Source organism: Sporolactobacillus caesalpiniae (genome assembly GCF_040513385.1).
Lineage (GTDB): Bacteria > Bacillota > Bacilli > Bacillales > Sporolactobacillaceae > Sporolactobacillus.
Genome location: NZ_JBEVCB010000007.1, coordinates 225,154 through 250,167, shown reverse-complemented (window position 1 = coordinate 250,167; position 25,014 = coordinate 225,154). Strand labels below are relative to the sequence as shown.

Genomic DNA, 25,014 nt, shown 5'->3' with positions numbered 1-25,014 from the left:
ATGGGTCAGTTATTTAAACCAGATTTTGTTTACCAAAACGGACAGTTTGTATCGAATCTAGCAGTAGCAACATCTGAAGGGAAAATATTAGCGATTGATGCCTATGATCGTCTGAGCAAACGTTATCCTGACTATGAATGTGTCGATTGGAAGGGAAAAATACTACTGCCAGGGACGGTGAATGTGCACAATCACTCTTTTCAAAGCTTGCTTAGAGGTATTGCCGTTGATAAACCCTTTCTGGAATGGCGTGATCAATCACTTTATCGCTATTCGCCTCAATTAAGTGCTAAGGATGTTTATACCGGCGCTGTTTTTGCTTTTTCAGAAATGATGAAATATGGCGTTACAACAGTTAGTGACTTTTTTTATGTGCATAACGAAGGAATTGAAAGCGATGAAGCGATTATTCAAGCAGCCAAAGATGTAGGCATTCGCTTTGTATTGGCAAGAACGATGTACGACTGGACAGGCGCACCCGATGGTTATGTTGAAGGTGTTGAAGAAGCGACAGAAAATGTAAGAACCCTTTCACTGAAGTATGCGGGCGACGAGATGACAAGTATTGTTCCTGCACCGCACAGTCTGCATGCTGCATCACCTGAAATGGTTCAGGCAGGATTTAAATTGGCACAAGAATTTGATACCAAATTTCATATTCATGTTGCAGAAGAACCGTTCGAAGTCGAACAGGTCTTGAAAGAATATGGCATGAGACCGGTCGAATTATTGAATAAGCTGGGTGTGATGAATGAATCGCGAATGGTTGCTATTCACTGTGTGTGGCTGGATGACCACGAAATTGAGTTAATGGGCAGTAATCATGCGCAGCTGGCTTACTGTCCTTCAAGTAATATGTTTCTGGCAGACGGAGTGACGAACATTCCAGCATTACTCAAAGGGAAAGTGAACATAGGTCTTGGTTCAGATGGTGCGTGCAGTAATAATCGCATTAGTGTATTTGAAGAAATGAGAGCATGTGCGCTTCTCCAAAAAGTTGATAAATTAAATTCACTTGCTGTCAACTATCGACAGGTTTTTGATATGGGAACGCGTAATGGCGGGAAGCTGCTCGATTTGAACATTGGTGAAGTGAACGTTGGTTATAAAGCCGATTTTCTTGCCATCAATAAGAATGATTTGTCTATGCAGCCAATAAGCCGTTCATTAGAACAGGTTTTGCCGAACATCGTTTATTCCATGCAGCCTAATGCCATTAGTGCAGTCGTAGTAAACGGTCAGGTGACTGTGGAAGATGGCCGAATTTTGACTGTAGCGGAAAGCAAGACCGTCAACGCAGTCCAAGAATTGATGGAGAAGCTAGAAAACATATGATCTAATTGACGCTAAGTAGATTGTTTTAAAAGTACAAAGCCTGGTCGAACGAACATTTCTCCGTTGTCGATCAGGATTTATTTATCTAGAGGGAAATGAGCTCTTATAAGGGGGATGTGTCATACATTAACGCTTGTTGTGGGACTAATGAATCTTTTGATTCAAGAAGTTCAAAACAGTTGGGAACATTAAAATTGTAGTTTCTGTGCAGTCATAAATATCCTTGTGATGCAAAGTGTTTGCATACGACGTATTCATCGAAACCTTTTGTATCCGAAAGATTTCTAAATTAGGCATTGGAACAATCTTTTCTCGATCCACTTCTCTAATTATCAAGTTGTACTCTTGAATACCTGTCGAATTTGTTACTAAACGCCCTCCCGTTAAAGCGGATGGGTGTTAGACCCATTGCAGGAAACTACAATTTAGTTTTATGTGTAATAAATAGACAACATAGTGAGAGTGGGTGATTGAACTTTGGATCAATTATGGTTAAAGCGAACCGATGCATACAGTAAAAGTTTCTGGAGTGGTGGCGAAACCACTGAGATCTTTATATATCCAGAAAATGGTGACTATCAATTACGGGAGTTTGACTTTAGGATATCTTCGGCTACTGTTACGCAAGGTGAATCTTTGTTTTCAAATCTACCTGGATTTTATCGTTTTCTTATGCCCATTTCAGGAAGTATTGAATTAAATTTCAATGGGAGCAGCACTAATAAAAACTTATCCCTCTTTGAGTTAGCGGACTTTGATGGAGGCATTACAACTAAGTCCTATGGTAAATGCCGGGATTTTAATCTCATGATAAACAAAGAACATGGATGGAGCGGGCAGGTTGAATTGATAACAGAATCCTCTATTAAACAGGAGAATAAATTATTTACTGGTTATTTTGCTTTGGAAGGTAAGGTTAAATTGGAAAATTCGACAGATGGGTTATCATTAGTTTTGAATAAAGGAGACTTTTTGATGATCAAATCCAGAAGTGATTTTGAAATGTCTCTATCTAGTTTGCAATCAAAGCTGAAACTAATAAAAGTGACCTTAGCTTTAGAGGAGAAAAACTAATACAGGTCCTTTTCGTCTAATAAAACATTTAGTATCATTATGTACGCGATTTCCCCAAAAAAGTGGTGCCTGTGCCTCCGTCGTCGGTGATCGGCATTGATGAAATTGTAGTTTGGAAAGAGCATTGCCATGAAACCGTGATTACAGATACCTTCACTGGGGATGAATGCCTTGCTTAAGCGTTAAAGCCAAAGAAGCGCTTGAGCCTTGCACCCAATCCGTAATGAGGTAGTGAGGCGAAGTTAAAAGATTGTTTGAGCTCTTTTCAATCCATCCATAATGGTTCTAGCCTCTCTAAATCGCGTACTAATGACTATAAAACTCAGTCACTGCATGATTTACGTATGGTGACTGAGTTTTTATTTATAATGGTGAAGTATGAGGAAGAACAATAGATGAAGGAATAGATTGGATAAAAAATATAGAGCCATCACTGAAATATGATGACTATGTCTATAGTAAAACCGCTTTTCGGAAGGAACTGAGAAGATACAGGGATAAAAAGTGACCACCTGATTGCAAAGATTCAAAATGGGTTATTGATCAGGAAAAATATAATGCATCTTGTTAAAAATAGATGGAGCAGAATTCAAAAAATATTTTGTCTTCAATTACCATTTGTGCGTCCCAACTTTTGGGGGAAAACGTAGAAGTTCCATTAATTAGAAAGTTTAGGAATTCCATTAACTTCGACCTTCGCCTTACAAACACCAACCTTATTGGTCAATGATTCGGATCCTTCTATTACTTTTCCATACTCTACTTAAAAGCATGGGGATTTTACTGACCAGTGGGTTGTCGACAGTATTCGACGAAAAAGCTCCTGCCGTTGGGACTAGGGGCTCAACAAAAAAATTGACCAGCATGCTTCTGCCGATCGACTTTTTTAACTTTTATGAATTCTTCTATAACTGATTAATGGATTCAAAAGAAGCCTGGGAAGAAGACATGTGACACTGCTGGTTAATCCCCTGCTTGCAAGTACAATAAAAGTGGAAATTATGATCAATAAATCCAGTATGGCATACGTGATGGCGCAAAAGAAACGATCAAAGACACCGTTGGCAATACTTACATGCGTACAAAATGGGTCTACTATGCTCTAATCATGGCGCATACCATACAATCCGCCAATCGACCGATGTCCCTGTTGTTTTTGAAGTGCCCTCTTTCTCATAATAACAGAGGACATTCCACATATATAATTGCAGTGCTTGATGATGAATCAGACATTATTTTTCTTTTTTAATCGCTTATCAATCTCTTTTTTCATTGCATCAGTAAGTCTCTCTCTATAATTGATGACCTGAAACTTTTTGTATAATAAATAAACGTTAAGCATCCCACACCCGGTCTCTTCGAAGGGGATGTTAATCGCTTAAAGCTAATTAAAAGATTAATGTACGGGCGAGCTAAGGAAGTTATTTTTGGTTTCCAAAAGGGGATAAACTCACCACCATTAGTCTATGTATCTAATACACGTACAGTTGTCAAGTTGTGTGTGCGCTAGTGACATTATTATGAATGCCGTTATTGCATCCCTTTCACTTGAGTCATTATATAATTTTGGTGAATGTGCTCTAGGATTTCTGTATGTGTAGCAGATTGTATTTAACAGCGATTTTAAACCAAAATATTCATTCCTATCATTTTGAGATTCGAGATTGTTATCTTTGATAATTATGCTTAATGATTTAAGATTAAATGCTTCATTTACTAATGAGTTTCCGTCTTTTGTTGAAGTTGTCATCATCCTAAGCCGGTCAAGTACACCTTTGCTTGCTTCAAAGATCGCATGAAAATAATTATTCTGAAGCAATTCTGGTCTACAGTATCTTAATACATCTTCATGAATAGTGAAATAATCCAACCGTTCTTTTAAATAATCACATCTTTTCTTTGCTTCAGTAAATGACTCTGCAGCTTTCACTTGCTGAATGTTGCCTCTATCATTTAACTCGTAACCATAAAATATAAGAATTCTATTTATTTTTTCACGGTTATCATACCAGACGGTGTTCGTTTCGTTTATGTAGTTTACAGGATTCATGATATCTTCAATAACAATGAATAGTGGTTGATCTGAAGAATGATCTCTGTATTCTTGATTAATTGATGCATTGAGTCTTTTCCATTTTGTACTCAATATTGGTCTTCCTGCTTGAGTATCGTGGTCGATCATCTTGTGCTTATTGAAAAGTTTTGTGATTTTACTACCGGTCGTTAGTTCCCCTAAGATCTTTGACAATTTTTCTATACAGATACTATCTATCGGCTTCATGAAAATTCCTCCCCCTTCTTAATAGGAATAGTATAATGGTTGCGAATAGGTCATGAACATACGAACAAGGTAGGGAACAAGGAGAGAATTACTATGACAAATTATAACGAACTTTGTTATTGAATATGCAGCTTATGTACTTAGCTTCGTTTGTTTTTGCTAGTGTACTTATTTTCCTTGCTGATTTGTCTATTTTTATTTAGGTTAGTCACTTTGCTGATTTAACCGTTGAGTGCTGAAATTTGCTTCTAATTTCATAGTGCAGTACTGTGCTTGTCGCAGTTTTTAGGGATCTTGAGCCATATCAATAAATCCATAAGTCATATCCTTGCTTGTATCAATTAAGCCTTGCCGTAAGCCCATGGTTAATTGGATCGTTTAAATATGCATATGAATATCGGGTGGCAGGTTGACTTCAGCATGCATTGAGTTATTGCTCGACGATTGACCTATTCCAAATTGGTCGAAATGATTTAAAACAAATGGGTGAACCCATAAAAAATGAGCAGTCGTCTCATAACAAGGGACGGCCGCTCTACTATTATTGATCCGTCGAACAAAATGTTCGTTTGAGAGATGCGTACGTACCGTGTAGATTCGGTCATTTTAGTAGAAGTGGAGGATTTTTAGATTGCTATATACAGCTTTATATCTCAATCATCTAACAGGGGGGATCAATCGCTTTTAATGAATTCGATTGATTATAACATTTCATGTGATATTTTATAACGGAAAATTCAGAAAAGTATATGGGAATCCATTGAAATATAGACATTTTGTATGATGATTTAACAAACTAAAACTATTATGATGTGAGAAAGGAGGAGAAAGAAAACTTTTTTGTTTTGCCGAGACTCAACGACAATTCGCTATAAAATAACTGAATATTCAATTGAGATTGAAAAAACTAAATTGGGGGATTAATCATGAAAAGGGCTTTTTTAATCCTTATGCTTATTGCAACCTTGGTTTTGGCATCTTGTGCAAAAAATTCTAATTCAGGGCCAAATGATGGACAAGCAGCAAAACCGTTGTATATCGCTATTGCTTCTGATCCCGGAACAATAGATCCTGCGGTATCGATGGATAACAGTTCGTGGAAGGTGGCTTATCCAGCTTATGAACGGCTTGTTGATTTCAAAGGATCAAGTACAAGCGTCAAGCCGGCACTCGCCAAAAGTTGGTCAGTCAGCAAAGATGGCAAGATATGGACATTCATTTTGAATAAAGGTCATCGCTTTGCCGATGGTTCGAAAGTAGATGCTCAGGCAGTCAAATACAGCTTCGAACGCGTTTTGAAAATCGCTAAAGGGCCTGTTGCTGTTTATGGGATCATCTCCAAAGTTGAGGCCGCAGGCTCAAGTAAGGTGATATTCACCTTAAAACAAAGCTTTCCGCCCTTCCTGTCAACGCTTGCAGCTGATTATGGCAATATTGTCAATCCTGCTGTTGAGAAGAAGGCAGCGAATGGTGATAGGGGTCAGAGCTATCTTGCTACGCATACGATGGGAAGCGGCTCATATCAACTGACTCAGTGGAAAAAGGGACAGTATATTCGGCTGAATGCCAATAAATATGCAGCAAAAAAACCAAAAACGAAGCAGGTTGTCTTTAAAATCGTTAATGATTCTTCTGCTCAGAAACTGCAGTTGCAAAAAGGTGAAATTGATATTGCAGAAAGTATTCCGAACGAACAATTGAAAGATTTGAAGTCGGCAAAAAATGTGACGATTATGCAAAAGCCCAGCTTCCTTGTTGATTATGTATACATTAACAACAGCAAAGGCAATCCGGCTTTGAAGGATGTTAAAGTCAGACAAGCGTTGAATCATGCAATTAATTACAACACATTAATTGATGCTGTTCAGCAAGGTTATGCGACTCGGCTCACCGGTCCTATTCCTAAGGGCATGTGGGGATATGATGCAACTAATCAAACGTATGCTTATGATACAGCCAAAGCAAAGGATCTGCTTCAGCAGGCAGGCGTAAAAAATCTGAAGCTTAACTTGCTTTATTCGGATAATAATCCATGGTGGTCAACTGAAGCGCTGACGATTCAATCGGATTTGAAGAAAATCGGCGTACAGGTAACCTTGAAGAAAGTTGCCTATGCGACGTCTCGCGACATGATGGACAAAGGAAAATTCGATTTAGCATTAGGCGTTTGGAGCCCGGATTTCGCTGATCCGTTTATGTTTATGAACTACTGGTACGATTCAGCAAACTTTGGACTTGCCGGGAACCGCGCGTTTTATAAAAATTCTCAAGTAGACGCATGGCTTCGCAAAGCAGCGGTTTCAAATGACCATGCGGAACGTCTGGCAATCTATGCACAAGTTCAGGAGAAAGTCATTCAGGATGCACCATATATCTTGCTCTATCAAAAAGATTTCTTGCTTCCGATGAGCACGAAGGTGAAAGGTTTTGTATTTAATCCGATGCTGCAGGGCATGTACAATCTGGCAGATATGACAAAATGATTGCTTTGAGGGTGGTTTCTTGTTAAAGATTATTCTCAATCGTTTCGGTTTTCTTATCCTTGTTCTCTTTGGGGTCACGTTAATCACATTCTTGCTGTCTCATGTCATTCCCGGGGATCCGGCAAGCTTAATTGCGGGTCAGCATGCAAGCAGTGCAACCGTTCACCGAATTCGCGCGCAATTGGGCTTAAATCAGCCAATCTGGATTCAGTATACCGATTATATTCGGCAATTGCTGGTTGGGGATTTTGGTACGTCGATCCGAACACAAAATCCTGTTCTATCTGATCTGGAGAACTACTTTCCGGCAACGCTTGAATTGGTGATCGCAGCTTTCGTTTTTGCCATTGCACTTGGCATTCCGCTTGGCATTCTATCTGCTGTAAAGAAAGGCACATTTTGGGATCAGCTGACGCGCGTCTTTTCAATAGGCGGGGTGTCGATTCCCGTTTTTTTCAGTGGTTTGCTTGTTATATTAATCTTCTATGGTTATTTGAACTGGCTTCCCTCAGGAGGGAGAATCAGTACCGACATTAATACACCGACTCATATTACCGGTTTTTACATCTTAGACAGTCTTCTCAGTGGAGACAGTATTGCTCTAAAAAGTAGTCTCAATCATATCATTTTGCCTGCAATGGTGTTATCGTATGCCCAGCTTGCAATCATTACACGTCAGGTTCGGGCGAGTATGTTGGAAGAGATCGGCAAGGAATATATCCGAACCGCAGTAGCCAACGGTATTCACGGACGCTTTTTACTCGTGAATTATGCGCTCAGAAATGCGTTGATTCCGACCATTACTGTGATTGGTACTTCATTTGGCTCATTACTTGGCGGTGCGGTGGTTACAGAAACCATATTTGGCTGGCCGGGCATGGGGAAATATGTCGTTGACTCGATCACCTATTTAGATTTTCCTGCGATCATGGGTTTTACTTTTTTTATATCGATCGGGTATGTGCTGATCAATCTTGTGGTTGATTTACTCTACTACGCGCTCAATCCGCAATTGCGGGAAAGAGGGTAAGGGGAGGCCTTTTCATTGGAACTTCAAACAGTTCAAATTCAGAAGAAATTAACGGTTAAGAAGAAGTTAAATTATGTTTATCTAATTCAAAAAAATAAAATGACATGCATTGGTCTGGGGCTTTTACTGAGTATTGTGATGCTCGCGCTTCTGGTTCCGCTAATCTCGCCTTATGATCCGACAAAGATTGATGTGATCTCTAAGTTCCAATCGCCATCGTGGAAACACTGGTTCGGAACTGATGAGGTCGGTCGTGATCTTTTAACTCGGACATTGTATGGTGCACGGCTGTCGCTCGGCGTCGGTATTGTATGCATTGCAATTGCAGGAACTGTTGGACTGATTGTCGGATCAATCGCCGGGTATTTCGGGGGATTGATTGATCAGACGATTATGCGGATTATGGATATGATGCTTGCGTTCCCGATGTTGATTTTGGCGATGGCACTAACAGCGGCGCTAGGACCTAGTCTGCAAAATGCGCTGCTTGCTCTGGCCATTGTTGAGATACCGATCTATGTCAGGCTTGCACGCGGGCAAGCATTGATGCTGCGCCGGACGCTATATGTGAGGTCAGCGGAAACTTTTGGTATACACCCACTTCGAATTATTGGGCGCCATGTGATCCCAAATGCCGTGTCACCGTTAATCATTCAGGCAACGCTTGATATTGGCGATGCGATTTTAATGATCGCAACACTTGGATTTTTGGGACTCGGTGCTCAGCCGCCGACTCCGGAATGGGGTGCAATGATCAGTGTTGGGTGGAAGTATCTGCTGGATTACTGGTGGTATCCGGTTTTTCCAGGGACTTTCCTGTTTCTGTCATCCATGGCATTGAATCTGATTGGTGATGGAATCCGTGATTGGCTGGATCCGAAAGCCAACCGCTGAGGGGGCGAAGAAAATGCTTGAAGTCAAGGACTTAAGTATCGCGTTTGACAGCATGGAGGGAACAACTCAGATTTTAAACAAAGTTCACTTCTCGCTCAAAAAAGGAGAAATTGTCGGCATTGTTGGCGAATCAGGATCAGGAAAATCGGTAACTGCCCTTTCTATCTTAGGATTACTTGATGAAAATGCAAAGATTTGCGAAGGATCCATCGTTTATAAAGATAAGCATATCCTTTCTTTAAAATCGAAAGAGCTTCAAGCTTTGAGAGGTAAAGAAATTGGTATGGTCTTTCAGGAACCGATGACCGCTTTACATCCGACGATGAAAATCGGCCGGCAATTAGCGGAAGTGATTAAGCGTCATCGTCACTTGCCGATGAAGGAAGCGAATCAATTGGCCATTCAGGCTCTGGACGCTGTCCATATTCATCAACCGGAAAAAGTGGCCCGGCAATATCCATTTGAATTGAGCGGCGGGATGCGGCAGCGCGTTGTCATTGCACTTGCAATGGCCAGTCCGCCGGAATTGCTGCTGGCTGATGAACCAACAACTGCGCTGGATGTCACGATTCAGAATGAGATTCTTAAATTATTTCAAGAATTGAATCAAAAGAAAGGGGTATCAATTATTCTCATCACGCATGATCTGGGTGTTGTCTCTCAGATTTGCGAGCGAACTTTTGTGATGTATGCTGGTGAGATTATTGAGTCCGGACCGACAAGCGAAATACTCAATCATCCGAATCATCCTTATACCCGAGCATTGCTCGATGCATTACCAGAAAATAAAGACCCAGGCTATCCTTTGAATGCGATTCAAGGTGAGGTTACTGATTTGAAACACAGACCCAAAGGCTGCTGTTTTGCTTCTCGATGCATGTATCGTATGGCGATCTGTGAACAGAGACAACCAGAGCCGGAAGAAATACAAGCGGGTCATCACTCTTCCTGCTGGATGGGGAGGAATGATTAAAGTGAAGACACTCATCGAAGTCAAAAATGTCAGTAAGGAATACGGCAAAAAAAAGGGCGGATTCAAAGCAGTCAACAACATTAGTCTGAGTATTTGCCAGGGAGAAATTCTTGGCCTAGTCGGCGAGTCCGGTTCAGGAAAGAGTACGTTAGGAAAAATGCTCATTGGTCTGGAGCAGCCGACTGATGGAACCATCTACTATCGTGGTCATCCGCTTTGGAACCGGAACGGTAAATTCAACCGTCCGGAATCTGGAGAATGTCAGATTGTTTTTCAGGACCCGCAGTCTTCGCTTGATCCGCGTATGAAAATTAAGTCAATCATACAGGAGCCATTGAGCGGAATTCGCCACAGAAAGAATGGAAAGCAATCCCTTTTTGAACTGATTAAAAATGTTGGATTAAAAGAGGATCAGTTGAATCGATTACCAAACGAATTCAGCGGCGGGCAAAGGCAGCGGATCGCAATCGCACGTGCATTGATTACCCATCCTTCATTCTTAATTTTGGATGAGCCAACTTCGGCACTGGATGTTTCTGTGCAGGCGCAGATTCTTAACCTGCTTAAATCCCTTAAAAAGGACAAGCAGCTCACTTATCTGTTTATATCGCACAACATGTCGGTCATCCGCTATATGTGTGACCGAGTAGCAGTCATGTATAAGGGGCAGATTGTCGAGAAGGGCGGCGTGCAGGAACTGTTTCATCATCCCAAACATCCGTATACGAAAATTTTGTTATCAACACTGCCAAGCGTTCATACGGTCAAGCAGATGGAATTAAAATTTGCCGAACCGGCTACGAGCATTCCTGATTCATCCTGTGTGTTTTATGATCGTTGTCCTTTTCGTAAGAAAATCTGTTTACATGCACCGGAATCTCGTCGTGCAGATCAGGAGTCTCACTACTTTTCCTGTCATTTTTCACTTTAATCGAAAGCCTAAAAGAGGTGTCCATGATTGTCAATTAGGAACAAAGATAGTGGTCGAATCTTTTTGGCTTTACAAGGTGAGCAATTGGTTTCGATGTCCGGCCGCTCTAAAAAGATTGAAATATATCCGTCCTATTTTTTGCAGGGCATGCCTGGAACGTTATCTGATCTGTTTTTACGAGAATCTGTAGCCGACAAATTAATTCGGATCGCGAAAAAATTGCCTGCGGAGATGCATCTGATCCTTATTGATGGTTGGCGTTCATTTGAGACCCAATCCTTTATCTATAATGAGACTATCAATAGGTTCGAGCACGATGGTTATTCCCAACAAAAAATTGAAGAAGAAATTGTAAAGTATGTGGCTTTTCCTGCGAGAAGCCTGGAAAATCCGGCTCCCCACTATTCCGGAGGTGCTATTGATTTGACATTGGCTGACGAAAACGGGTGGATCAATATGGGCACGAATTTTGATGATTTTACCGCCATGGCGAACTCAGGTTACTTTGAAAACAAAATGGGACTAGATACTATGGAACGTCAAATCCGTGATCACAGGAGAAACTTGAAGAAACTAATGGAAAAGGAAGATTTCGTCAACAATCCAACCGAGTGGTGGCATTACTCTTTTGGTGATAATTCCTGGGCAGTAGCCAAGCATACACACCAACTATACGGCGGAATCGAACGGAAGAAATAGTGAAGCGAGATGACCATTGAAGAAATGACTAAAATTAAGAAACACGAGCGGGTACCAAAACGAATAGTGTCTGAGATTCTTCAAATTTAGAAATGGCCTGAAACTTTTTGTATAATAAATAAATGTTAAGCAGCCCACACCCAGAAGGTGTAGGCTGCTTGCGTTTATAGAGAGAATCAGGCGTTCTTGATTATTTGTGCAATTTCCTCAATACAATCTTCTGTTTGCGGATTTTCACCGAGTCTGTCAAAGAATCCATGATCCATGCCAAGATACCTGATGACATCGATTTGTTTTCCTGCTTCTGTTATTTTCTTGGCTAGTTGATCATTGCTTAATCGAAAGTAATCAAATTCTGCTTCGATGAGCGTGACTGGCGGCAATTGATCTAGGTTATCAGCGTAAAGGGGGCAGATATCCGGATGATTTACTGAAATATTGCCGGGTATATAGAGTGCTCTCACTGCATCTGCTAAAATCCTGAAACGATTCAGGCGCGAGTGGATGAATGAACGCTGCTTGTTATCCATAGTATAGGCGCTGTAATCCCATCCGCCATAAGATGTTTCCGGTGGATTGATGTCAAAAGCACCGTAGAGCGATATGACTGATTTTATCCGTTGCTTTTGATCGTTTAGAGCACAGACAACAGCGAGATTGCCTCCTGCACTGTCTCCAATCAATACGATGTGATTTGGAACGCTATGCAAGTCCTTATAATTGCTGCTTACCCAATTAATAATGCCTAAGCAATCCTCCAGTCCACAAGGAAAGGGGGTTTCGGGAGCGAGCCGATAATCAGGCGATAGGACTAGCGCATTTGATTTTTCAGCGATTAGTTGACACTGATGGTCCAGCATGGCTGCGCTACCGCCGAAGAACCCGCCCCCGTGAAAATAGATCGCCACTTTTTTGGTTTCATTAGTCTGATTTGAGTTTGAATAGATACGGGTGTTGATATAGTGAAGACCGACCGGGATTAACTTTTCAGTAATTGTGATTTCTTGAGTAGTCAGGTCACAGCTTTTTGCACCCATTTGACTTCTCATGGAGTTCAAATGGATGGAATCACGATCAATTTCATTTTTCACTTCACTGTCTTTATACTGCTTTTTTTGTTTAATTCTTACTAAAACTCTCGGATCAAGAACACCTGACCGGTGATCATCGGGGATAGGTTTTATTTTTACAGCAATCCCGTTCTCATGACTGACTCTCGTTTTCTTCAATTCAGTTAGCAATTCCAACGGATAGCTTCTCATCATATTCCTCCTGATTATTCAAGCGTCTTGCGTGATTAATGGACAGACTCTTACATGACGAACTGCAGTAAAGGTTCCTTAGCCTTGACGTGATCATTAGTTAATATGGACAGCTTTGTATTTGCAGTGGCATTGGTCAGAACGACGATGACCGTTGGATCAAATCCGGCTGCTATGATTCCGTCAAGATCAATGTGTGCCAGTATATCACCCTTCAGGACAACATCTCCCTTTTTCACCTTAGGGGTAAAATACGTTCCTTTCAATTTTACCGTATCGATTCCTATGTGAACGAGCAGATCACTACCATCATTCGTCCTGATGCCATAAGCATGTCCGGAATCAAATGTGGCCGTCACGATGCCGCTAGTCGGGGCGACAATCTCTTCTCCGCTTGGGACAATTGCCAAGCCCGACCCTAGAGTGCCGGAAGAAAATACGGAATCATTAATTGTACTAAGGGCTTCTACTTTTCCATCAACAGGGGCTTGAATGGTCAAAGATGGATGTGCAATTGAATCATCTGTTTTCGCCGGATCCTTTTCTGTTGCTTCAATCATATCATCACTATAGCCGAATAAGTAAGTGAGTACTGCCGATATCACGAAGGCTCCGAAATAGCCGATTAGGAAGCCTACAAAGCCCTTTCCGAAATAGACTGGGAAACTTGGGACGCTTGCGACGGCAACCGCGATGGCCCGGCTTCCGGACGCACCGACAATAGCACCGCCGATACCGCCGCCAATGATCGCCATAAGGAACGGTTTTTTAAATCTCAGGTTAATGCCGTAAATAGAAGTTTCTGAGATGCCGAAGAATCCGATTAATGCGGCCGGGGAGGCAATTTCTTTGATTTTTTTATTTTTCGTTTTTAACATAACACCGAAAGCTGCTCCGGCTTGCGCGATAATACTTGGTCCGAATACGGCCAATATGGTATCGTACCCATATTTTTGGATGTTCGCAAAAATAATCGGAAAGAGTCCCCAATGGATACCAAAGACAACCAGTACCTGAGCAATTGCACCTATAAATCCACCGGCAATAGTTTTGTTAAATCCATACAAAGTCATATAGACTTGGGCAATTCCATTGCTTAGGGAGGACCCCAATGGACCAAATACCATGATTGTAATGGGTACAATGATGAGCAATGACAATAATGGAATAGTGAAATTTTTTATCGCATCAGGCAGTATTTTCTTGAGAAAACGTTCAAACCATGACAGCAGCAGAACGTTTTTAATGCATCGCGGCTGTGATTGAGTTCATTAAGATTGCGAGCAATTGCCGACGCAAATGCCTGAAATGTATTGCCGACCGTTGTGGGCAGTGCGTCTTGCAGCTGCGTCCGTCCAAGTTTGACGACGTCTTTCAGCTCGTCTGCTTTTTGAACCAAGCTATCTAGAAATTGATCGATTTCCAGGGCAAGGCGTTTGCTCAGCCGCAACAGGGCAAGCTTGCTTGCAGATGGAAAGACATCGTTTGTTGATTGGCAGCGGTTGATGTCATCATTGGGATGCACACGGGTGTAGTCACCTTTTGTTCCGCCAAGCAGTTCGATGGCGCGATTGGCGATGACCTCGTTGGCATTCATATTAATTGATGTGCCTGCACTTCCTTGAATGGCGGGCACAATGAACTCTTGATCAAATTTTCCATCAAGGATTTCATCACAAGCCCGGCTGATCGCCGTGGCTTTTTCTTTGCTGAGTGAACCATCTTCATGGTTGACGATTGCGGCAGCTTTCTTTATCAGGGCAAGTCCATGAATCAGTTCTGAATCGATCGTTTCCGCAGACACACTGAAATTTTCTTTCGCGCGCAGCGAATGTATGCCGTAATAGGCGGATTGCGGGATTTCTTTTGTGCCGAGTGCGTCAGTTTCCGTTCTCATAGGGGTGATAATTCCTCCTTGTTTATTGGATACGACTAAGATAATCCGAAATGAATGAAAAGGCGACGGCTTTCGAACAACTCGTTCGATAAAAATTTTTTTCGCCTTGATTCTTAATTAAACAATTTAATGAGTTAAAAAATATAACAAAAACAAAATGCGCATGTCATATAATCTGACAATTGTTTTTGCATTTTTTCGGAAGTTGCATATAATGAAGATCGAACAAAGAAGGAGTGACTTATCGGAATGGATTCTATAGATCGGAAGATTATTAATCGGCTCCAGCAAAATGCGCGCGTTTCCCTTAAAGCGCTGGCAAAGGAATGTTACATCTCTCCGCCAACCATCTCCGCCCGAATGCATCATCTGGAACAATTAGACATTATCAAAAATTATTATACATTGATTGATTATAAGAAAGCCGGCTTTCATATTAAAGCCTACGTTCATGTCAAAGTCGATCCTAAAGACAAATCGGATTTTTATAAATATATTGAATCAATTCCCAATGTACTTGAATGCGACTGCGTGTCCGGCGAATTCTCGATGGTGATTAAAGTGATTTTCGAAAGCACGGAATTACTGGATTCGTTTATTAATTTACTTCAGCGGTTCGGCAAAACGAATACGCAAATTGTTTTTTCAACCCCGGTGGATGTACGCGGTGTGAGTCTGAGCGAAGAGAAGGACGATCGGCTGTAATGATGATCCTCTGCGGCGGGGACTCTAAAGAGTGCTACGGGAGATTGTGAGATAAATGCGAACGAATCAAAAATTGAGCAGTCATCTCTTTACAGGGATGGCTGCTCAACTCAGTTGTTAGCAAGCGCCCATTATGTCCGCATAGCCGACTGCACTTCTGAAACAGCCGCGGCAAATAGATCTATTGCCTGATCCAGTTCTTCTTTTGTCGTTGTTTCTCCGAAAGACAGGCGAACGAGCTCCCGTGCTTCTTCGGCAGAACGGCCGATCGACAGAAGCGTCGGGGAAGGCTGATGCGTTGTGCTGCTGCATGCACTTCCTGTGGCAATTGACAAGCCGCGCTGATTGGCGGCGAGCATGATCTGCTGCCCCTCAATGCCGGGAATGCGGAGTGCGAGAATGTGCGGCAGTTGATGACGCGCGGATTCTTCAACACTAAAAGAAATGCCTTTCTTTTGAATGCCGGCAATGAACCGTTGTCGCAAATTGGTGACATGGCCAAGCATTGCTTCAGCCTGCTGGCAGGCTACCTCGGATGCCGTAACGAAGGCGGCAATGCCGGGAAGATTGACGGTACCTGGGCTAAGTCCCTGCTTAGGTGCTCCAGGCAGCTGCGGTTGAAAAGCTTCGCGCGGATGCACGTAGCAGAGTCCGACACCTTTGGGTCCGTAGATTTTATGGGCGGTGGCCGACAAAGCAGTTATATGCGCTGCTTCGGCATCAATCGGCAATTTTCCATAGGACTGTACGGCATCACAGTGGAAGGCAATTTTTTTGCTGAACAGCAGCTTGCCGATTGCGTTTAGATTATTAATGCTCCCCATTTCGTTATTGACATGGTCAACACTGACAAGGATCGTGTCTCCTCTGAGCGCCTGTTCAATTGTTGACGGGTCTACTTCGCCGTCCGCGCGGCGTTTCAGTTCAGTGACTGAGAAACCTTCCTCACGCAGCTTTTCAAAAGCAAGCACTACGGATGAATGCTGCCCCTGTACATAAATTAAATGATTTCCTTTGTTCTTTCGGGCATGCGCTATGCCGTCAATCGCCAGTAAATTGCTGTCCGAGCCTCCGGAAGTAAAGAAAATGGTGTTTGCTTCGACGTGAAGATGGCGGGCGATTTGTTCCCGACAAGAAGCGAGCAGTTGGTCTGCCGCGTCACCAAAGTCATGTGGGCTGTTGGTGTTGCCGAAACAGTGCTGAGCGACATCTGTATAAGTTTTCAAAGCTCTTGAAGACATGGGTGTTGTCGCTGCATAGTCAAGATAAATCATCGGTACTGCGCTCCTTTTATGGTTAAGCTTTTATTTTTGGTCCGTCAGCGGCTTTGTGACGGTTTTTTCTGCTAAAAAATGACGGTTTTCTTTGCGCGTGCTGCTGCTTTTTTCGTTAAAGGACTCTGGTAAACTGTTATCCTTAGTAAATTTTTAACAATATGTGTTTTCCTACTTGCTGTAAGTTTAATAATGTGACAATATAGTTGTCAAGACAAGTGTAAAGACAGGTGTAAATAATTGAAAACAATTCAATCAGATATCGTTATTATTGGAAGCGGACTGGCTGCGCTCTACACAGCAGCGAAGCTCATGAAAAAGAAGCGAGTGATCGTCCTGACAAAAAAGGAATGGCAGGCAAGCAATTCCTTTCTTGCTCAAGGCGGGATCGCAGCGGCCTACGCTCCGGATGATGACTGGCATCGGCAGCTGGAAGATGCTATGAAGGCCGGACGCTATCACAATGATGTCAATGAAACGGCTTATCTTGCACGAGAAAGCAAAGATCAAGTGGATGAGCTGATTCGAATGGGCATGAAGTTTGACCGTGATCAGAACGGGACTATTTTGCTGGCAAGAGAAGGCGGGCACTCTGCCGCTCGCGTTCTGCATGCCCACGGCGACGCGACCGGTCGCGAGCTAACGACCTTTGTTAAGCGCTACGTCGAGCAGCAGGTCACCATTCATGAACAGACGCAGGTCGTCGAATTGCTGGTACGGAACGGCCGCTGTGTCGGCGTTCTTGCCAAGGATCCGTCAGGAGAAACAGTTCTTTATCGAGCGCAGCATATCGTGCTTGCGACCGGCGGATGCGGACAGCTTTACGCGCCGACTTCTGCAGATCCTGCGGTAACCGGTGATGGGCTGGCACTTGCTTATCGGGCCGGTGCCGCGCTTAAAGATATGGAGTTTGTTCAGTTCCATCCGACATTGCTGATAGAGAACAACCACGTTTACGGGCTGGTTTCCGAGGCCGTTCGCGGCGAGGGGGCGAAGCTGATCGATCAGGATGGCAATCGGCTTCTTGCCGGAAAGCACCCACTCGAAGACTTGGCGCCTCGTGATGTGGTGTCCAAGGTTCTGTTTAAAGCGCAGAAGACCGGTCAGGTCAAAAAAGTTTATCTTGATATATCAATGATTGACCATTTTTCTGACCATTTTCCGACCATTACCGGACTTTGCCGCGAGGCTGGTGTCGATATAACAAAAGGAAGGATTCCGGTTGCGCCCGGCGCCCATTTTCTTATGGGTGGAATCGAGACGGATCATGAGGGACGTACAACGTTGCCCGGTTTGTATGCCGTTGGCGAGTGCGCATGCACCGGGGTACACGGTGCCAATCGAATTGCCAGTCATTCACTGCTTGAAGCGATCACTTATGCAGGGACGGCGGCTTCCAGCATGATGAACGAAACAGTGGTTCCTGTGGAGGATATTGCTGTTGAATCAGGCATTAAGCCGGTGCCGGCGCTCCCTGCCAAAGAGGAAATTCAGAAGATGATGTTCGCGCATGTCGGGATTTGGCGTACTAAGCAGTCGCTCACCACAGCGATCGATTGGTGCCGTTCTTGGAAGATTGACTTTAACCGGTTGGAACGGCTGGACGGTACGAAGGATGAACTGGAGAAACTGAACATGCTGACCGTCGCTTGGCTGATTGCCACCTCAGCATTGGAACGCACTGAAAGCCGTGGCGGACATACGCGGATTGATTATCCGGAGGAAATTGAAGCTTGGCGGACTAAAAACATCCTGCGCGAGGTGACTCCTGTTGAATAAAATTAAATTACGTCAAGCACTCGAATCTTTTTACAATGAAGACATTGGTCATCAGGATCTAACCAGTGAAACGATTTTTGCCGCTGAAGACACGGCGGTCGGCACATTTACTGCGAAAGCGGCGGGGATCATCTGCGGGCTGCCGGTATTGATCGAGGGCTACAGGCTGCTCGATCCGGAAATTACCATTCACTTTCACGTCTCCGAAGGCGATCACGTTCAGGCAGGTGTTGATCTGCTGACGGTCAGCGGGCCGGTGCGTACGCTGCTCAGTGCGGAACGTGTGCTGCTTAATTTGCTGCAGCATATGAGCGGAATTGCAACCATGACGTCCGCGGCTGCGGACATCATGAAGGGCAGCAGAACGCGAATCTGTGATACGAGAAAGACGACGCCCGGCTTGCGCTTGTTTGAGAAATATGCGGTAAAGATCGGCGGTGGCTTTAACCACCGGTTTGGTCTCTACGATGCGGTTATGATCAAGGATAATCATATTGTGCATTCTGGATCAATAAGCCGCGCCGTACAGAAGGTTCGTGCTGAGCTGGGCCATACCGTAAAAATTGAGGTTGAGACGACATCGCTTGAGACCGTCAGGGAGGCTGTTCAGGCAAAAGCAGACATCATTATGTTTGATAATTGTTCGCCGAGTGAGATTCGCACGTATGTTCAGGAAGTCCCGGACACTATCGTCACGGAAGTATCCGGCGGCATTGATTTAACGACATTGAAGGATTATGCCGGATGCGGCGCGGACTATATTTCACTTGGATGTCTGACCCATTCGGTCAAGGCTCTTGATATCAGCTTTAATTTACACATGGACAACCAATAAAGAAAAGGGAAGGAATGAGTGAACAGTGGGTCTGGCAGAAACCTTTTTAAAACAGACGCAGATTCCGGAAGCCTATCGAAATGCATCCAAAGATGTGTTGACCGAAGAAGGATGGCGACTCAAAGAACAGCTCGGTTCACGGATCTATATTCCCGGCCATCACTATCAGCGCGATGAAGTGATTCAATTTGCGGATGATCGCGGTGATTCACTTCGGCTGGCCCAGCTTGCAGCCGCAAAAAAAGAAGCGGACTATATTATTTTTTGCGGCGTCCACTTTATGGCGGAAACTGCCGACATACTCACGGATCAAAGGCAGAAGGTCATTTTGCCTGATCGCCGGGCAGGCTGCGCGATGGCCGATATGGCGACGATTCATCAGTTGGAGCGCGCATGGGGGCATTTGCAGACGCGCTTTGGCGATAGTATCATTCCAATGACTTATATTAACTCGACTGCGGAAATCAAAGCGTTTTGTGGCAGGCATGGCGGGGCAACACTGACTTCGTCCAATGCGGGAAAAATGATGCAATGGGCGCTGACGCAGAAGCAACGCATTCTCTTTTTGCCTGATCAGCATCTGGGACGCAACACCGGCGTCCAGCTTGGGATTCCACTGAACGATATGGTGATCTGGGATCCGGTGCGGGAAAGCTTTGAAGGCGATGCGGGCGAGCATACACAGGTCATTCTTTGGAAGGGCTTCTGTACGGTTCATGAACGGTTTACCGTACAAAACGTTGCCGACTGCCGACGTGAGGATCCGGATGTGCAGATTCTTGTACATCCGGAATGTGACTATGAGGTCGTACGTCAGGCGGATTTTGCCGGATCAACCAAATATATTATTGATGTGATTGATCAGGCGCCGAACGGGTCGCACTGGGCGATCGGTACGGAGATGAACCTGGTGAATCGTCTGAAGCACAGTCATCCGCATTTACACATTCGTTCACTGAATCCGATGATGTGTGCGTGTCTGACGATGAATCGCATCGACCTGCCGCACTTTGTCTGGTCGCTGGCGCAGATTGCGGCAGGTACACCGGACAATATCATCTCTGTCCCTGATGCGGTTGCGCGCGATGCCGTCTTAGCGCTTGAACGGATGCTTGCGCAATCTTGAGCAGGTGTCCCCATGTGGCTCGTATAGGACAAAACAACAGTGATGATGGGGTCGAAACTTTTCATTGATAAAAAAACGATCAATTAAAACGTCAATCAATCGGATCTTTTGAATTCGGCTGGTTGACGTTTTTTAACAGGTCAAGAAAGTTTAATGATTTTGCCTTGCTAGTACGATTAGCGTCATGAAAAAGGAAATTGTAAAGGAACTTTCGCTAAGTACGCATACGTCCTGTATGCAACGCGAAAGCCATCCCATCCTGTGAAAGTACATCCTGTGCACAACGCAGAAGTCACCGCGTCCTGTGGAAGTAGGAACTTCTGCTAATTGTAAAGGGAGATCAGGTTAAGCCCCCAATCTGATAAATGGACGGAAAAATTTCTCTTAATGAGAAAATGAACTAAAAAGTAGCTTAAATAGACGGAGAGATTCCGCTTATCAACTTGAAAAACGTGAAAATGGGGGATTTTTCTTGGCATAACCGGAAAAATTCCCCTTATCTCCCGCCGAAACGAGCTCTATTCTGATTTAACCGAAAAATATCCGCTTATTTTATACGCTACTTAATTAAGGACCAGAATGCTTAATGAAAAAGAAGTGAGATGGATGGAACATTGATTCATACACACATAAAAGTATGTTGAAAGCGGAGAGGCAATTCTATTTCTCTCCGCTTTTTTGGGAAAAAATGGAGTTGAAAAATCGGTATGGTCTTTCAGAAACTGATGATCACTTTACATCGATTTGATCGAAAGTTTTCACAACCCAATAAAAGGAGAAAGCTTTCTTTGTCGAATGATCCGTTTGTATTTTAAGTTGTTGGTATCTGAAGTTGCCTATGGATTCAACCGATTTTTCAGTAGCCTCTTGAGAGACTCTGGTGTTCCACATAGAATGGGCATTAATAATCCTTCCGTTTAGGGATTTTAAAATAATCCTTGACAAAATTAGACAGCGCTTTCATAATGCTGTTAGATGCTTAATTTGGGCTAGGTCAGATCGGACGAGAACACGTTTGGATAAAAGAACACCGTTGTACTGGAAGTTGACGCTAAGATGATCGCAGCGAAGTGTTTGCGACCTGAATGTCTATAAATTGGGAAATGCTTCTGACAGAATGAAAACGAGATAAAGGAGATAAGGGCTATGTTATTAGGCAGTATTGAGGCAGGCGGGACTAAGTTTGTGTGCGCGGTAGGAAATGAAGACTATCGAGTGATTGAAAAAGTATCGATCCCTACGACAGATCCAAGTACCACGTTCACTAAGGTAATCGATTTTTTCAAACAATTTAAGGATTTGGCTGCGCTATCGATAGCCTCTTTCGGACCAATCGAAATACAAAAAAACAACAAATTATATGGATACATTACCGAAACTCCTAAAAAAGGGTGGAGCAAAGTTGATTTTGTAGGACCTATCAAAAAGGAATTAACTATTCCCATATATTTTACAACCGATGTTAATGGATCGGCATATGGAGAATACATTATGGCACAACTGTTTAATGAAAAAATACAGTCTTTAGTATATCTAACAATCGGAACAGGCATTGGCGGCGGTGCCATAATAGACGGAGCGATACTAGGATCCCAGGGACATACTGAAATGGGGCATGTCTATGTCAAACGACATCCTGATGATTTGGAATTCAAAGGCATCTGTCCCTTTCATAAAGATTGTCTGGAGGGCCTAGCATCCGGCCCAACATTTGAAGCCAGAACGGGTATTAAAGGAAAAGATATTCCGAGTGATCATCACGTCTGGGATATTATGGCGTACTATGTTGCTCAAGCCGCTATTCAGCAAACGATGATTCTCAGACCGGACAATATAGTGTTTGGTGGCGGCGTAGTCAGTGAGGCTTTTCTAGAGAAAGTCAGACGCGACTTTGCTGAACTCAACAACAATTACATCAAAGTTCCGGATCTAACTACGTATATAAGAATGCCACGAGTTAAAGATAACGGATCAGCAACACTAGGAAACTTTGCATTGGCATTCAAAGAATTAAGTAAGTGACAGACTCAGGGTTTACAGAGGAAGATCACATTCCCATATATATTGAAAAACATCAACGACTGCCTGATTTTTTAACAGGTGGTCGTTTTGTCAACCCAAAGTTTAAAAATGTTCGATGTTATAAATGCGAATTAAACAAACTGCGTCAGTTGTCGATAATACGTTTGAGTTTTATCGGTATTAAAGGAGGCAGTTAAAGGTGATAAAAGAGAAAAGAGAGAGAAAGCATTTAAGTTTTACCGGGTTTATGATGATTTTTCTCATTGTTGTCATAGTCATACCCAATTTTTTCTTTGGAATGATTATCATTCAGCAGGTGAAAAAATCAAGTCAAGTACAGTTGGATGACACGACGACGAACAGCATTAAACTCTTAAATAAGAACTTAAGTCAATTCATTGATGGCAAGGTTCATGTTGTCACGAAATTGAGTAATCAGTTAACGGGTGACATTGACAGCAATAAAGTTAAAGCAGCTCTTGGGAATATTCAGGGAGCAGATCAGGATCAAGCGGCGTTGTATCTTGCCAATACGAAAGGCGAACTTGCCTTTTTCCCTTCGTCTGTCAAAGTTCCTAAAAGTCTTGATCCTCGCACGCGACCTTGGTACAAACAGGCAATGGAGTATCCGGGACAGTTAATCATCACATCTCCATATCGCTCTTCTGATGGATCTAATGTCACGACGGTAACCCTTGCGCAAACAACAAAAGATGGCAAGGGTGTCATTGGTATGGACATAAAACTGGATAAGATTAACGAATTGGTCAACCAAGCAAAAGTCGGAGCATCAGGCTATGTCTCTCTACTTGATCGTGAAAATAAATGGGTGGTTAATAAGAATAATAAGATTGGAGTAAAGGCTGCTGATTCGTTTACGAAGCAATTGGCAAGCAATAGGTCCAAACCCTTTGTGTATCATGATCAGAAAATTTACAGTGCGATCAATAGTCTTACGGGTTGGCGAGTTGCCGGTATCATGAATGTTAAAGATATTAATGGACTAGTGAATCCGCTCGCGTTCACCATTATTTGCAGTGTTATTGTTAATTTGATTATTGTCATTCTGCTAACGGTATGGCTGGTTCGTAAATATGTGACAAAACCATTGAAAAAAATGGTTACTGTATTTGAAAGAATAAGCAATAATGACCTGACTGAAGAGCTGGATACGTCAATGAGAACCAATGAGGAATTCACGCAACTTGGGCGGAGCACCAATAAAATGCTGGTTTCGCTAAAAGAAATTGTCCATACGTTGAGCAGTAAATCTGAATTGCTGGCTGCGTCCTCTGAAGAACTGACCGCTTCTACTGAAGAAAACAAGGCGACAACGGATGAGATTGCGCACTCGATCGAGCAGATTGCAGGTGCGGCAGATCAGCAGACAGGCGGAATTCAGAAGCTGACAAAAAATGCTCAATTGATTAACCAATCCATTGCTTCCGTGACCGATCAGATGAATCAGCTCACGATGCGCTATGAAGATTCGAGAAAAATTATTGATAACGGGCAGGAAACCGTTGATGTAACGAACAATCAAATGGCTAAGATTAAGCAAACGGTTACTCAATTGGCCGAAATGGTTGGCAACCTAAGTAAACAGTCGCAAGAGATTAATGAAATCATTCATGTGATCAATGATGTTGCCTCGCAAACTCAGCTGTTGTCACTGAATGCCTCCATTGAAGCTGCCCGTGCAGGCGAACATGGAAAAGGCTTTGCTGTTGTTGCGACTGAGATTCAAAAACTGTCCGCTCAATCCTCTGAAAATGCCGACCGCATCAGCTCCATCATTTCAACGATTCAGGAAGATACGGAACGTGTTGTCCAATCAATGAATATGGGGATTGAAGAAGTCGATAAAGGGATCGATGCAGTTAAAGAAAGCGATCAATCGTTTAGCGACATTGAGGCATTCGTGAATCATTCGATTGCAGAAATCGAGAAGATATCAAAGATCATCCGTCAAATTGCTGATTCAACGGAACAAGCGACGGCTGCGTATCGCCCGATTGAAGCCTTTGCTGAGCAGACTTCTGAGCAGACACAAGGTGTGTCGGCAGCAACCGAAGAACAATCGGCGTCTATTGGCGAAATAGCCAGAAGCGCAACCGAACTCAGTGCTATCGCGGATGAACTGAACCAAATTGTCCAAACATTTAAGACAGAGAAATAAATACTTTTATTGATTAAACCGTCCTGTGGTCTTATGGGATGGTTATTTTTTTACACCTTCGCGCAGAAAAACGCCGACCTTGCTGATCAGTTTACCTAAACAAAAATTGACGTCTTTTTCGTTCAGATTTTTTATGTCAAAATTGCAAGGAGGTATAGTTTTGAATGAAAGAAAAATGTGACGGTTTTCAGAGTCTTCTCCTTTCATGCATGGGACAACTAGGTAGTCACATAAA

General features: G+C 43.1%; 19 protein-coding genes. 14 read left to right on the top strand and 5 right to left on the bottom strand.

What is annotated here, in order from left to right; translation table 11 throughout:
- Nucleotides 1-1,335 carry an amidohydrolase family protein gene (locus tag ABWW58_RS15375; RefSeq protein ID WP_353869945.1) on the top strand — a complete coding sequence of 445 codons (1,335 nt, stop codon included), beginning with the start codon at nt 1-3 and terminating at the stop codon, nt 1,333-1,335.
- Nucleotides 1,336-1,812: 477 nt separating this feature from the next.
- Nucleotides 1,813-2,409 (top strand): HutD family protein, encoded by a 597-nt coding sequence (locus ABWW58_RS15370; protein WP_353869944.1) that lies wholly within the window; start codon nt 1,813-1,815, stop codon nt 2,407-2,409.
- Between the two features lie 1,459 nt (nt 2,410-3,868).
- On the opposite strand, the gene ABWW58_RS15365 is transcribed toward ABWW58_RS15370, so the two are convergent.
- Nucleotides 3,869-4,690, bottom strand: a complete 822-nt coding sequence (locus tag ABWW58_RS15365; RefSeq protein ID WP_353869943.1) for a TIGR02391 family protein — start codon at nt 4,688-4,690, stop codon at nt 3,869-3,871.
- 926 nt (nt 4,691-5,616) lie between these two features.
- Here ABWW58_RS15365 and ABWW58_RS15360 point away from each other — a divergent pair.
- From ABWW58_RS15360 to ABWW58_RS15335, 6 genes are read left to right on the top strand one after another with little or no spacing between them, the layout of a single operon-like run.
- On the top strand, nt 5,617-7,173 hold the full coding sequence (locus ABWW58_RS15360) for an ABC transporter substrate-binding protein (RefSeq protein WP_353869942.1): 1,557 nt from the start codon (nt 5,617-5,619) through the stop codon (nt 7,171-7,173).
- A 19-nt stretch (nt 7,174-7,192) separates the two neighbouring features.
- Nucleotides 7,193-8,203 carry an ABC transporter permease gene (locus tag ABWW58_RS15355; protein WP_353869941.1) on the top strand — a complete coding sequence of 337 codons (1,011 nt, stop codon included), beginning with the start codon at nt 7,193-7,195 and terminating at the stop codon, nt 8,201-8,203.
- A 15-nt stretch (nt 8,204-8,218) separates the two neighbouring features.
- On the top strand, nt 8,219-9,097 hold the full coding sequence (locus tag ABWW58_RS15350) for an ABC transporter permease (protein WP_353869940.1): 879 nt from the start codon (nt 8,219-8,221) through the stop codon (nt 9,095-9,097).
- Between the two features lie 13 nt (nt 9,098-9,110).
- Complete coding sequence (locus ABWW58_RS15345; protein WP_353869939.1) at nt 9,111-10,070, top strand: ABC transporter ATP-binding protein; 960 nt, start codon at nt 9,111-9,113, stop codon at nt 10,068-10,070.
- Entirely contained in the window at nt 10,063-11,001 is a 939-nt protein-coding gene (locus ABWW58_RS15340; protein WP_353869938.1) for an ABC transporter ATP-binding protein, read from the top strand. The genes ABWW58_RS15345 and ABWW58_RS15340 overlap by 8 nt, the downstream gene beginning before the upstream one ends.
- Nucleotides 11,002-11,028: 27 nt before the next feature.
- Nucleotides 11,029-11,700: a M15 family metallopeptidase gene (locus ABWW58_RS15335; RefSeq protein ID WP_353869937.1), complete on the top strand. Its 672-nt coding sequence runs from the start codon at nt 11,029-11,031 to the stop codon at nt 11,698-11,700.
- Nucleotides 11,701-11,876: 176 nt separating this feature from the next.
- On the opposite strand, the gene ABWW58_RS15330 is transcribed toward ABWW58_RS15335, so the two are convergent.
- The 3 genes from ABWW58_RS15330 to ABWW58_RS15320 are packed head-to-tail and all read right to left on the bottom strand — an operon-like array spanning nt 11,877 to nt 14,859.
- Nucleotides 11,877-12,962: an alpha/beta hydrolase gene (locus ABWW58_RS15330; protein WP_353869936.1), complete on the bottom strand. Its 1,086-nt coding sequence runs from the start codon at nt 12,960-12,962 to the stop codon at nt 11,877-11,879.
- 50 nt (nt 12,963-13,012) lie between these two features.
- On the bottom strand, nt 13,013-14,146 hold the full coding sequence (locus ABWW58_RS15325) for a glucose PTS transporter subunit IIA (protein WP_353870023.1): 1,134 nt from the start codon (nt 14,144-14,146) through the stop codon (nt 13,013-13,015).
- Entirely contained in the window at nt 14,143-14,859 is a 717-nt protein-coding gene (locus ABWW58_RS15320; RefSeq protein ID WP_353869935.1) for a lyase family protein, read from the bottom strand. Before ABWW58_RS15320 ends, ABWW58_RS15325 begins: the two co-directional genes overlap by 4 nt.
- Before the next feature lie 249 nt (nt 14,860-15,108).
- Between ABWW58_RS15320 and ABWW58_RS15315 the strand changes: the two genes are divergently transcribed.
- On the top strand, nt 15,109-15,564 hold the full coding sequence (locus ABWW58_RS15315) for an Lrp/AsnC family transcriptional regulator (protein WP_353869934.1): 456 nt from the start codon (nt 15,109-15,111) through the stop codon (nt 15,562-15,564).
- Between the two features lie 131 nt (nt 15,565-15,695).
- Here the strand turns inward: ABWW58_RS15315 and ABWW58_RS15310 are convergent, their stop codons facing one another.
- Entirely contained in the window at nt 15,696-16,838 is a 1,143-nt protein-coding gene (locus ABWW58_RS15310; RefSeq protein WP_353869933.1) for a cysteine desulfurase family protein, read from the bottom strand.
- A 240-nt stretch (nt 16,839-17,078) separates the two neighbouring features.
- On the opposite strand from ABWW58_RS15310, the gene nadB reads away from it, so the two are divergent.
- The 5 genes from nadB (at nt 17,079) to ABWW58_RS15285 (ending at nt 24,779) form a co-directional block, all read left to right on the top strand.
- Complete coding sequence (gene nadB, locus ABWW58_RS15305) at nt 17,079-18,617, top strand: L-aspartate oxidase (protein ID WP_353869932.1); 1,539 nt, start codon at nt 17,079-17,081, stop codon at nt 18,615-18,617.
- Nucleotides 18,610-19,452, top strand: coding sequence for a carboxylating nicotinate-nucleotide diphosphorylase (gene nadC, locus ABWW58_RS15300; protein WP_353869931.1), 843 nt, complete (start codon nt 18,610-18,612; stop codon nt 19,450-19,452). The genes nadB and nadC overlap by 8 nt, the downstream gene beginning before the upstream one ends.
- Nucleotides 19,453-19,477: 25 nt before the next feature.
- Nucleotides 19,478-20,578, top strand: a complete 1,101-nt coding sequence (nadA, locus tag ABWW58_RS15295) for a quinolinate synthase NadA (protein ID WP_353869930.1) — start codon at nt 19,478-19,480, stop codon at nt 20,576-20,578.
- A gap of 1,146 nt (nt 20,579-21,724) precedes the next feature.
- Entirely contained in the window at nt 21,725-22,600 is an 876-nt protein-coding gene (scrK, locus tag ABWW58_RS15290) for a fructokinase ScrK (RefSeq protein ID WP_353869929.1), read from the top strand.
- A 199-nt stretch (nt 22,601-22,799) separates the two neighbouring features.
- Nucleotides 22,800-24,779 (top strand): methyl-accepting chemotaxis protein, encoded by a 1,980-nt coding sequence (locus tag ABWW58_RS15285; RefSeq protein ID WP_353869928.1) that lies wholly within the window; start codon nt 22,800-22,802, stop codon nt 24,777-24,779.
- Nucleotides 24,780-25,014: the final 235 nt, after the last annotated feature.

Excerpts from the sequence above, each read along its gene's own strand:
- ABWW58_RS15375 (WP_353869945.1), top strand. The coding sequence starts at position 1 with ATGGGTCAGTTATTTAAACCAGATTTTGTTTACCAAAACGGACAGTTT.
- ABWW58_RS15365 (WP_353869943.1), bottom strand. The coding sequence starts at position 4,690 with ATGAAGCCGATAGATAGTATCTGTATAGAAAAATTGTCAAAGATCTTA.
- ABWW58_RS15360 (WP_353869942.1), top strand. The coding sequence starts at position 5,617 with ATGAAAAGGGCTTTTTTAATCCTTATGCTTATTGCAACCTTGGTTTTG.
- ABWW58_RS15345 (WP_353869939.1), top strand. The coding sequence starts at position 9,111 with ATGCTTGAAGTCAAGGACTTAAGTATCGCGTTTGACAGCATGGAGGGA.
- ABWW58_RS15340 (WP_353869938.1), top strand. The coding sequence starts at position 10,063 with ATGATTAAAGTGAAGACACTCATCGAAGTCAAAAATGTCAGTAAGGAA.
- ABWW58_RS15330 (WP_353869936.1), bottom strand. The coding sequence starts at position 12,962 with ATGAGAAGCTATCCGTTGGAATTGCTAACTGAATTGAAGAAAACGAGA.
- ABWW58_RS15320 (WP_353869935.1), bottom strand. The coding sequence starts at position 14,859 with ATGAGAACGGAAACTGACGCACTCGGCACAAAAGAAATCCCGCAATCC.
- ABWW58_RS15315 (WP_353869934.1), top strand. The coding sequence starts at position 15,109 with ATGGATTCTATAGATCGGAAGATTATTAATCGGCTCCAGCAAAATGCG.
- ABWW58_RS15310 (WP_353869933.1), bottom strand. The coding sequence starts at position 16,838 with ATGATTTATCTTGACTATGCAGCGACAACACCCATGTCTTCAAGAGCT.
- scrK (WP_353869929.1), top strand. The coding sequence starts at position 21,725 with ATGTTATTAGGCAGTATTGAGGCAGGCGGGACTAAGTTTGTGTGCGCG.